The sequence below is a fragment of the Dorea sp. AM13-35 genome, assembly GCF_003473885.1.
Classification (GTDB): domain Bacteria; phylum Bacillota; class Clostridia; order Lachnospirales; family Lachnospiraceae; genus Dorea_D; species Dorea_D hominis.
Window position 1 is genome coordinate 37,011 of sequence record NZ_QUCZ01000014.1, and the last position, 11,242, is coordinate 48,252.

Below are 11,242 nucleotides of genomic sequence, written 5' to 3' on the forward strand. Positions count from 1 at the left end.
TAAGCAAGTAGGAAGGTGGAATATATATGAAACAAGATACTTTAGAGGGCAAAGCAAAAACAAAAAATGGGGTAAAGCGGCTATGTTTTTCCATAATCTGCATTCTTCTGGAAGTGATTTTTATTATTACTATCGTAACACGCTTGAATGAATATGCAGAAATCATAAATTTATTTACAAGGATTTTGAGTGGGATCTTGGTTTTGGGATTGTACGCATCAAATAAGACATCCTCTATGAAAATGCCTTGGGTCATCTTAATTCTAATTTTCCCAATTATGGGTGTAGGCCTGTATTTGTTGATTGGTTTGAATGGTGGCACACATAAAATGCGTGAGCGATATGCAGAAATTGATAGCAAATTGTTACCAATGCTTCCGGACAGTCAGGAGTGTTTGAGCAGAATAAAAGAAGCAATTCCGAAAGCAGGAAATATAGCAAGTTACATACAAAGAAATTCGCAGTATCCAATCTATCAGAATACGGATATTGTGTATTTTGATGAAGCAGTGAAAGGATTAGAGGCACAGCTTAAGGATTTGGAGAAAGCACAGAAGTTTATCTTTATGGAATATCATGCGATAGAAGACGCTGAAGCATGGCATAAGATTCAAGATGTTCTGGAAGAGCGAGTAAAAGCAGGTGTGAAAGTTAGAGTATTCTACGATGATATGGGTTCTATAGGCTTTATTAACACAGATTTTGTGAAAAAGATGGAGGCAATAGGAATTCATTGCCGTGTATTCAATCCATTTGTGCCAGGTTTAAATCTGTTTTTGAACAATCGTGATCATAGAAAAATAACAGTTATTGATGGAAAAGTCGGATTTACAGGTGGATATAATCTAGCAAACGAATATTTTAATTACACACACCCGTATGGACAGTGGAAAGATACAGGTATTCGTTTAGAAGGAGATGCTGTTCAGTCGCTTACGGTGACATTTTTGGAAATGTGGAATGCAGTAAGTGATAAGGATGCTAATGATTCTGATTTTAGTAAATACCTTTTCCACTATGATTATGCGGCACAGCAAACTGGGTTTGTTCAACCTTATGCAGACAGCCCTATGGATAATGAACAAGTAGGAGAAGAAGTTTATATCAGTATGATAAATAAAGCTGAAAAATATTGTTGGTTTATGACTCCATATCTAATCATAACAGATGAAATGACGCATGCGTTATGTCTGGCTGCTAAGCGAGGGGTAGACGTAAGAATTATCACACCTGGTATTCCTGATAAAAAATTCATTTATAATATAACTCGTTCTTTTTATCATGGATTAGTTAAACATGGTGTTCGTGTTTATGAGTGGACTCCTGGTTTCTGTCATGCAAAAATGAGTGTGGCAGATGACTGTATGGCAACTTGTGGAACAATTAATCTGGATTATCGAAGTTTATATCACCATTTTGAAAACGGCTGTTTTATGGCAGATTGTCAGGCAGTTGTGGAAATAAAAAATGATCTGATAAGAACGATGGGAGAATGTCGTGATGTGACAGACCAATATCAAACCGGACAAGGTGCATATTTGCGACTGGGACAATTATTTATGAGATTATTTGCTGGATTGCTATAAGAATCTGATGAAACGACCTTTCAAAAAACAGTTGATTTAGAAGTTAACTGTTTTTGAAAGGCCGTTTTTGCTATATCTAACAGTCTGTTGTACAAAGAAGATTTTGCATGGATGAAAAAAATAAACCTTGTTGAGGTTAAATTGAGATTGACTTTGTATTGTATAAGTATGAAATAAAAAGGAATCAAGTGATGTACAATGAAAAAGCATAAAATATGTAAAATCCTTCTTGTTATACTGGCAATTTTTTTATGTGTGGCTTTTTATGAATTGCTCGGAATCTGCGTTGCATATAAAAAGCAGCCGGAAGTGTCCAATACAACCAAAAAAGAAACAAAAAATGGGTCACGGAACGAATGCAGTGAAAATACAGAACGGGCAGTAATCATAGAAAAGAATCCAGAAGCGCTTTTACAAAGAGTGCGTTTGATCAAGAATGCAAAAAAGGAAATTATTCTTTCTACTTTTGCATTTCAATCCGATGAAAGTGGAAAATTGATTTTAGGAGCACTGCATGATGCGGCAGACAGAGGTGTACATATTCGTCTGTTAGTAGATGGAATGGAGAGCTGGATTGATATGGAAGGAAATCCGTATTTCTATGGATTATCTTCCCATGAGAATGTTGAAATTAAACTGTATAATAAGGCCAATCCGTTGAAACCGTGGAAAATGATGGGTAGAATGCATGATAAATATTTGATTACGGATGGAAAGAGATATATTCTTGGGGGAAGAAATACATACAATTATTTCCTGGGTGATTTTCCGGGGCATAAGAACTATGACAGAGACGTGTTAGTGGTTTGCGATGAACCTGAGAAAGAAAATTCAGTTAACCAGTTGTCAGAGTATTTTGAAACCATATGGAAGCAGGAAGACAGTGGTTATTTTCATAACAATAAAAAACTGGCAAATAGAAAATCTGTAAAGAACGCAGTTTTAGAGCTGCAGAACAGCTATCAGAAATATTTTGAAGAGAATAAGGAAAGAATCTGCGAGACCGATTATACGGACGAAACTTTTGAGACAGAAAAGATTACATTAGTGTCAAATCCTATTCACACAGGTTCCAAAGAACCAGTAGTGTGGTATCAGTTGGGAGAATTGATGAAAAATGCAAAAAATCGTGTGAAGATCCACACGCCATATATTATCTGTAATGATATGATGTATAATACATGGGAGGAGATTGCAGAGACCGTTTCAGATTTTTCTATCATGACAAATTCAGTTGCGAATAATGGGAATCCATTTGGGTCTGCCGATTATGCGAAAAACAGAAATAGAATCTTAAGTACAGGAATTAATATCTGGGAATATGAAGGTGGTTATTCATACCACGGAAAAAGTATTCTGATTGACGATGATCTGTCTGTAATCGGTTCCTTTAATATGGACATGAGAAGTGCTTATCTGGATACGGAACTGATGCTTGTAATACGCAGTAAAGATATTAATAAACAGTTAGAAGAAGGCATGATGGAATATGAAAAAGTGTCCCGCCAGATATTAGAAGGCGGAACTTATAATGATCCGTATCATGTAGAGCCAATTGAATTAACAAAGAAACGTCAGAGAAATATATTTTTGGTACAACATCTGCTTGGATGGGCAAGGTACCTGTTTTGATGAAGGAGGAAGAAAAACGTGTTTCAAATATTAATTGTAGAAGACGATAAAGAATTAAGTCAGCTATTCCAAAAAGTGCTTGAGAAGAATGGATATCAGGTCAAAAGTGCATCAGATGGGGCACAGGCATTAGAGGTATTGGATAGGGAATATATTGATCTGATCATTTCTGATATTATGATGCCGGTTATGGATGGTTATGAACTGGTATCGGAACTTCGTTCAGCAGGATATCAGATACCAGTACTTATGATCACTGCAAAAGGTTCCTTTGATGATATGCGCCAGGGATTTCTTTCGGGAAGTGACGATTATATGGTAAAACCGGTAAATGTGAATGAAATGGTTTTGAGAGTCGGGGCATTGCTTCGTCGTGCGCAAATATTGAATGAACACAAAATTGTGATCGGTTCAACAGAGTTTGATTACGATGCAATGACGGTTGCAACGGATAAGGAAAGTCTTGTTTTACCTAAAAAAGAATTTCTACTTTTGTACAAGCTTGCAGCTTCGCCAGGCCGAACATTTACAAAACAACAGTTAATGGATGAAGTATGGGGATATGAGACAGAGGCAGACCCACATACAGTAGAGGTACATATAGGAAGAATCAGAGAGCGTTTGAAAGACAATCCGGATTTCGAAATTGTAACCATGCGTGGAATTGGATACAAGGTGGTGAAAAAATAATGGAACAAAAGAAAAAAAAAGAATTGCGGATCCGATCCTGTCTGACTGGTGCAATCTGGCTGGCACTTGTATTTTCAACAGTCATATCTGCTTTATTATTTGCTTTTTTGAATCATTTTTTTAATCTGCCGGGCAGCATATCTGTGCTTGGCTGGCTTTTAATTTTCAATACATTGATTGCAGGGCTGATCACTTCCTTTATCAATGCAAAGTTACTGGAACCAATTACCAGACTTAGTAAAGCAATGAAGGAAGTTTCTCAGGGAGATTTTGAACAGCATTTGGAAACGAACAGCCGTATAGCAGAAGTTGGAGAATCTTATCAAAGTTTTAACGTTATGACAAAAGAACTTCGTGCAACAGAGGTGCTGCAGATGGATTTTGTATCTAATGTTTCTCATGAGTTTAAGACCCCGATTAATGCCATTGAAGGATATACAATGCTACTTCAGGGAGAAGAACTGTCTCCGGATCAAGAGGAATATGTAGAAAAAATCTTATTTAACACCCAAAGACTTTCCGGATTGGTTGGTAATATTTTGCTGTTATCCAAGTTAGAGAATCAGAATATACCAATGAAAAAAACAGAATATCGTCTGGATGAACAGATCCGCCAGGCATTTCTTTCATTGGAAACAAAATGGACAGAAAAAGAAATTGGTTTTCAGGTAGAATTGGAGGAAGTTAAATATACTGGGAATGAAGGACTTTTTATGCATATCTGGATAAATCTTTTGGATAATGCGATTAAGTTCAGCCCTTCAAAGGGGACAATTACGATGTTTCTGAAACAAGAACAGGATTCTGTTAAGTTCATTTTGGAAGATGAAGGACCAGGAATAGAGGATGATGTAAAATCCAGAATATTTGACAAGTTCTATCAGGTAGATGGATCTCATAAAGCAGAAGGAAATGGCCTAGGTCTTGCACTTGTAAAACGGATTGTAGATAGTGCCGGAGGAACAATTAAAGCAGAAAACCGTGAATATGGTGGATGCAGATTTGTTATAGAGCTGCCAAAGCAGAAAGATGAGATTATATAGTTTTAAGATAAATTAGAAGATGGGAGAATTTATATGACATTTTATCAGGAGTTGCAGTTAAATCAGGCAGGTTCTAAAAACCTGTTGAAAAAGAGTGAAACATTAAAAGAAAAATTATATCATATGTGGGTATATCTGGTGAAGATAGCTGTTACAATGGCATTTTGTTTTTTCTTTGTTAGTATTTTCAGCATCCTATTTGGAAATGAGAACAGCATTGTAGGTGTAGTAGTCTTATTATGTCTCATGGTGTTTAGAAATGCGGATCTGGGGATCCACACCGGACAATCTACGATGCTTTTGGCTTTGTTCTTTGTAATTATGACTGTATGTCCGCATTTAGCAAATCAGTTTTCACCGGTATTGGGAATGCTGTTAAATATTGCGGCACTGGCTGTGTTGATTCTGTTCGGATGCCATAATCCATTCATGTTTAATCAATCTACATTGGCTCTTGGGTATCTGCTGCTATATGGTTATGATGTTACGGGAAAAAGCTATCAGATGCGATTAGTCGGAATGGCTTTAGGTGCAGCACTTACCTGCTTTGTATTTTATCGAAATCATAAAAACAGAACTTATAAAAGAAATCTGAAAGATCTGATACAAGAATTTGATATCACTTCTTCCAGAACAAAATGGCAGATATGTCAGATTTTATGCGTACCGATTGTCCTTTGCATTGCAGAACTTTGTAATATGCCACGTGCAATGTGGGCTGGTATTGCGGCCATGTCCGCGATTTTGCCGTTTATGGAAGATATGCACTACAGAGTCCGTAAAAGGATTGTCGGAAATATTGCAGGTGTTATATGTTTTACAGTATTATATTTTCTGCTTCCTTCGTCAATCTATGCATATATAGGAATTCTTGGTGGAATCGGTGTAGGATTTTCAGCACAATATGGCTGGCAGGCATTATTTAACACATTTGGTGCTTTAGCCATTGCTGCAGAGACTTATGGACTACAAGGAGCGGTTAGCCTTAGAGTGATTCAAAATGTTTTTGGTGTTGTATTTGCTTTAGCATTTTGTGTTATATTTTATTGGTTTATGTCTAAAAAAAAGGAAAGTGAGGTGACCGTACATGCAGAGTGAAGTGAATCAGGAAGAAAATTTGAATAGAATTATTACGGTTCCTAATCTTCTTTCTTTTTTTCGGCTTTGTCTGATTCCGGTAATTATATGGAGTTATTGTGTAAAGAAAAATCCTCTGTTAGCTGGTGAAATCTTATTGCTGTCTGGTCTTACGGATCTTGCTGATGGATATATCGCAAGAAGATTCCATAGGATTAGTAATTTAGGAAAAATACTTGATCCGGTGGCTGATAAGCTGACACAGGCAGCGATGTTAATCTGTCTGTTTACTCGTTTTCCGCATGTGCTTCTTTTAATCGTAATAATGGCAGGTAAGGAGCTGTATATGGCAGTTAGTGGATGTCTTGTGATACGAAAGACAGGAAAAGTACATGGTGCAGACTGGCATGGAAAGATAGTAACCTTTTTATTATATGGAACTGCAGCGGTGCATATTATATGGTTCCACATTACACCGATGGTATCAGATTTGTTGATTGGTTTGTGCGCTATAATGATGGTCATATCGGTCGCTCTGTATATTATCCAGAATACCAGGACTCTTAAGAGAGAGAATGTATAAGCAATTTTATATTGCAATGACTAGAAAAATATTTAGGAGAAGATAGATATAAACAGTAAGGATCAATGGAGTACTGACACCGGTACTGCTTCGCATGGATGATAATGAAGAATATGAAATGGTGTTCGGTCACAGAAGAATGCATGCAGCACAGCTGGCAGGACTTACGACAATTCCGGCAATCGTAAGAGAATTACCGAATGATGATGCCATTGTGGCAATGATGGACGCTAACATTCAGCGAGAGGAACTGTTGCCGAGTGAGAAAGCTTTTGCTTATAAGATGAAACTTGAGGCAATGAAAAGGCAGGGAATCAGAGCAGATTTAACTTTGTCTCAAAATGAGACGAAGTTGAGATCGGATGAAGTCTTGAGCAAGCAAGTTGGGGAAAGTAGAGCTCAGGTACAAAGATTTGTACGATTAACAGAGCCTATTCCGGAACTTCTTGATTTGGTAGATAACAAGAAGCTTCAATTCACGGTTGCCGTTGATATCTCTTACATCGATAAGGAAATACAGGAATGGATCTACGAATATATCAGTGATACTGGTCTAATAAATCCAGTTCGACATCTGTAAGACGTAATCCTATAAAATGTCTGTGATTCAGTTCTTTATCTTTTTTTTTGTTCTCATACTCCTCCTTCCGTTGAGACTATTCCTCCTACCGGGAGTCCACGTATTTTAATATCGGCTGCCCCTTCCGATATTAGAAATAGTGCTGTGAACACCTTTAGGTGGAACCAACAGACAAGTGAAACGTCTGTTATTGAGAGGGTATGGGGAGATCCCCATCAAGATAAATCCCATAGGAGAACAGGATGCCAAATGGCAATACTGTTAAACATGGGTGGATCTTGCTCTGTATGTGTACCCCTCTATATAACGAAACGCTCAGAGGCTGTTTTACAGTGGGGGAAAAGAAAAAATATCAAAAAAATGATGATTAATGGTGAGCTTGTGATAGAATGAAAAAAAGAGAAAAGCATAAAGGATGTAGTTGTGGAGAAAATTTGTTATGATTAGAAAGTTGCTAAACGGAGATATCGATAGAGTTGCTGACATATGGTTAAAGACAAATCTGAAAGCACATTATTTTATTTCCAATCAATACTGGAAGAGTAATTATGAATTAGTAAAAGAAATGATGTCACAATACGAAGTTTATGTGTTTGAAGCAGATAAAATGATACAAGGATTTGTAGGATTAAATGATGAATATATCGAAGGTATTTTTGTCTCTGATGAGATGCAGTCATGTGGCATAGGTAAGCTTTTATTGGATTATATTAAGGATAAAAAAGTCAGATTACAATTAAATGTATACCAGAAGAATATCAGAGCAATTTCTTTTTACCAAAGAGAAGGGTTCATTATTCAATGTGAAGGTTTGGATGAAGCTACTGGTGAAAAAGAGTACACCATGCTATGGAAACGAAAATAGAAATCGAAATTTGAAGGTGCGATTGATGAAAATTATTGAAGTTAAAGAGAATAAAAAACAATATCTTGATTTGCTCCTATTAGCAGATGAGCAGGAAGATATGGTTGACCGTTATCTTGATAGCGGCAAGATGTATGTACTTGATGATAATGGGGTCAAGTGCGAGTGTGTCATAACGGATGAAAAAAATGATATACTCGAAATCAAGAACATTGCTACAGTTCCAGAATATCAAGGGAAAGGTTATGCAAGAGCCTTAATTGAGTTTATTGTTAATAATTACAGAGAACAATACGCCATTCTGCAAGTCGGAACAGGCGATAGCCCACTGACAATACCATTTTATGAAAAGTGTGGTTTTGTCCGTTCACATATTATATCAAATTTCTTTATAGATAATTACGATCACCCAATCTACGAGAGCGGAGTACAGTTAGTAGATATGGTGTATTTGCAAAGACCTTTATAATTAACTTCCAGTTGTTGAACTGAATCCGAAAAGCATTAGGGCGCAGAGGAGATAGAATCCTTTGTGTAAAAGACTAACGAACATATTTAATGAAACATCGGAACCATCTTCTTTTTGTTGTCTACCTATAATAACGATTGGAGTAGTCGATTATAGACACTGCAATCAAAAAAATCTGAAAATATATTTATCAACATTACATAAAAGTGTGTAGATGCACATAAAATGGGAATACATATTGAAATTCAGGTCGTTCTGTGATAGAATCTCATTACTAAAAAGTGTGCAGATGCACGGAAATGGGGAGTGTAACGATGGAGATTAAAAGAGACGCTTACCTACAGCAGCTGATTGAGCGAAAAGATAATGGAATGATAAAGGTGATTACCGGCATTCGTAGATGTGGCAAATCCTTTTTGCTGTTTACCATCTTTAAGAGATACTTACTGGAGAACGGCGTTGATGTTGATCATATTATTGAAATTGCATTGGATGGTATTGAGAACGAGGAATTAAGAGATCCCAAGGCATGCTTCAAGTACATCAAGGATGCCATGAAAGACGACGGGAAGTATTATCTCCTTTTGGATGAAGTGCAGTTCATGCCACGATTTGAGGAAGTGCTGAACAGCCTGCTCCGCATGAGCAATATTGATGTGTATGTCACCGGAAGTAATTCCAAATTCCTGTCCAGCGACATTGTGACCGAGTTCCGTGGCAGAGGTGATGAGATTAGAATCTACCCTCTCTCCTTTGCAGAGTTTTATTCTGTCTATGACGGTGATTATGATGATGCCTGGGATGACTACATGATCTACGGAGGATTGCCGCAGATCGTAAGTTTCCAGAGCGAACGACAGAAAGCGGACTATCTGAAGAACATCTTTGCAAATGTCTATCTGAAGGATGTTATTGAAAGAAATAAGATTCAGAACGTGGATGAGATTGGGCTTCTGGTTGATGTGCTTGCATCTGCAATCGGTGCACCGACCAATCCTTCAAAGATTGCCAATACCTTTGCCAGTGAGCGGCAGATGACTTATGCTAATAAAACCATCTCCAAGCATATCGACCATTTGACAGATGCCTTTTTGATTTCCAAGGCAAGCCGATACGATATTAAGGGCAGAAAGTATATCGGTGCAAATCTGAAATACTACTTTACTGATCTGGGACTGAGAAATGCACGTCTGAATTTCAGACAGCAGGAGCCTACTCATATCATGGAGAACATTGTTTATAACGAGCTGCTGATCCGTGGCTACAATGTTGATGTGGGTGTCGTGGATATCTTCGATAAGGATAAAGAGGGCAAACGTGTTCGCAAGCAGTTGGAGGTTGACTTTGTGGTGAATCAAGGAAACCAGAGATACTATATCCAGGTTGCATATGACATGACTTCGGAAGAAAAACAGACGCAGGAGTTCAATTCTCTGCGTAATATCCCGGACTCTTTCAAGAAGATCGTCATTGTAAATGGCAGCAAAAAGCCTTGGAGAAATGATGAAGGTTTTGTCATCATGGGAATGAAGTATTTCTTGCTGAATGCGAATAGTCTGGAATTTTAAGTCGATTTGAGTTGTTGCTGTGGTGTTGTTCTATTTCAAAAAAGAGTGAAATGATATAAATAAGGCCACGGCTGATTTCGTGTTGGAACAGCCGTGGCTCAGTTTATTTTTTTATCCGTACAAACGAGACTGTTCCGCAGATTATGTAGAACAGACAATAAATAATTTTTGTAAATAAATACTTTTAATTAGCCGATTACGGCATCCTCTGCTGTAAAATGTTCCAGAGAATTTTCTTTTACCTGAATGCAGATATAAGTAATTCCAGAAATATCGGATGCAAAAAACTGACGCTTTGCAGCAGGTGCGATTTTTAGCCAGTCTCCAGTTGAAAGGCTAATTTCTTCTCCATCAATTACGGCTTTGCCGTTACCTGAAAGAATTCCATAGATTTCTTCATTATCTTTATGAGAATGAACAAATGGGACATTTGCTCCTGCAGGTAGTTCGTTTAAACTGATTTCTGCACCTGTTAAAGACAACTTTTCATGCAGCTCAATTCGGTTTTCCTTTCCAATAGTTGTTTTTGTGTAATTTGCCATAATAACCTCCATAGTTAATTTGTAGTTTCTGGTTGCTTGGTATTAGTATAGTGTGAGACACATACAAAAACAAGTACGCACCTTTTTGTAACTGTACACTCAAAAATGAATGTGTTACAATAGACTCGGAGGTGGGAATTATGCGAGCAAAAGAAGAATTACCGGAATGCCCAGTTGCAACAGCAGTATCTCTTATCGGAGGAAAATGGAAACTGCTGATTTTGCGTAACTTGAAAGAGCGTCCATGGAGATTCAATGAGCTACAACGAAGTATAGATGGTATTTCACAAAAGGTTTTGACAGATAGTTTAAGACAAATGATGAGTGATGGGCTGGCATATCGCCACGATTACCATGAGCAGCCACCGAGAGTTGAATACGGCTTAACGGAACTCGGAACAAAAATGCTTCCAATTGTTAATTCACTTGCTGACTTTGGTAACTACTATAAATCAATTATTGAACAGAATTAAGAACGTTAGTATTTGAAAAGCTTGAACAATTCTAGTTTGTATATATCTTTTAAAAGGTATATGATTAAGAAAAACGGCAGGATGAATATTACGGTGCGGCAGAGCCGCCAGTCCGGTGTGGCGAGAGCCACCTG

Annotated in this window: 11 protein-coding genes and 1 pseudogene; 11 read left to right on the forward strand and 1 reads right to left on the reverse strand. The window is 37.4% G+C overall.

What is annotated here, in order from left to right:
• Positions 1–26: 26 nt before the first annotated feature.
• From cls to DW152_RS13150, 10 genes and pseudogenes are all read left to right on the forward strand, one after another.
• Positions 27–1,586, forward strand: coding sequence for a cardiolipin synthase (gene cls, locus DW152_RS13100; RefSeq protein ID WP_117538430.1), 1,560 nt, complete (start codon positions 27–29; stop codon positions 1,584–1,586).
• A 198-nt stretch (positions 1,587–1,784) separates the two neighbouring features.
• Positions 1,785–3,218, forward strand: coding sequence for a phospholipase D family protein (locus tag DW152_RS13105; RefSeq protein ID WP_117538429.1), 1,434 nt, complete (start codon positions 1,785–1,787; stop codon positions 3,216–3,218).
• An 18-nt stretch (positions 3,219–3,236) separates the two neighbouring features.
• Entirely contained in the window at positions 3,237–3,908 is a 672-nt protein-coding gene (locus DW152_RS13110; RefSeq protein ID WP_117538428.1) for a response regulator transcription factor, read from the forward strand.
• Positions 3,908–4,951 carry a sensor histidine kinase gene (locus DW152_RS13115; protein ID WP_117538427.1) on the forward strand — a complete coding sequence of 348 codons (1,044 nt, stop codon included), beginning with the start codon at positions 3,908–3,910 and terminating at the stop codon, positions 4,949–4,951. Before DW152_RS13110 ends, DW152_RS13115 begins: the two co-directional genes overlap by 1 nt.
• A gap of 33 nt (positions 4,952–4,984) precedes the next feature.
• Complete coding sequence (locus tag DW152_RS13120) at positions 4,985–6,049, forward strand: FUSC family protein (RefSeq protein WP_117538426.1); 1,065 nt, start codon at positions 4,985–4,987, stop codon at positions 6,047–6,049.
• Positions 6,039–6,611: a CDP-alcohol phosphatidyltransferase family protein gene (locus DW152_RS13125; protein ID WP_117538425.1), complete on the forward strand. Its 573-nt coding sequence runs from the start codon at positions 6,039–6,041 to the stop codon at positions 6,609–6,611. The genes DW152_RS13120 and DW152_RS13125 overlap by 11 nt, the downstream gene beginning before the upstream one ends.
• Before the next feature lie 52 nt (positions 6,612–6,663).
• Positions 6,664–7,176, forward strand: a pseudogene (locus tag DW152_RS13130) (ParB/RepB/Spo0J family partition protein); the annotation flags it as partial.
• 454 nt (positions 7,177–7,630) lie between these two features.
• Complete coding sequence (locus DW152_RS13140; RefSeq protein WP_118288810.1) at positions 7,631–8,056, forward strand: GNAT family N-acetyltransferase; 426 nt, start codon at positions 7,631–7,633, stop codon at positions 8,054–8,056.
• A gap of 25 nt (positions 8,057–8,081) precedes the next feature.
• Entirely contained in the window at positions 8,082–8,525 is a 444-nt protein-coding gene (locus tag DW152_RS13145; RefSeq protein ID WP_117538423.1) for a GNAT family N-acetyltransferase, read from the forward strand.
• Between the two features lie 314 nt (positions 8,526–8,839).
• The gene (locus tag DW152_RS13150) at positions 8,840–10,093 is read left to right on the forward strand and encodes an ATP-binding protein (RefSeq protein WP_118288811.1); all 1,254 of its coding nucleotides are present in this window, start codon (positions 8,840–8,842) and stop codon (positions 10,091–10,093) included.
• Positions 10,094–10,281: 188 nt separating this feature from the next.
• Here the strand turns inward: DW152_RS13150 and DW152_RS13155 are convergent, their stop codons facing one another.
• Positions 10,282–10,635, reverse strand: coding sequence for a cupin domain-containing protein (locus DW152_RS13155; protein ID WP_118288812.1), 354 nt, complete (start codon positions 10,633–10,635; stop codon positions 10,282–10,284).
• A 140-nt stretch (positions 10,636–10,775) separates the two neighbouring features.
• On the opposite strand from DW152_RS13155, the gene DW152_RS13160 reads away from it, so the two are divergent.
• Complete coding sequence (locus tag DW152_RS13160) at positions 10,776–11,108, forward strand: winged helix-turn-helix transcriptional regulator (RefSeq protein ID WP_008373705.1); 333 nt, start codon at positions 10,776–10,778, stop codon at positions 11,106–11,108.
• Positions 11,109–11,242: the final 134 nt, after the last annotated feature.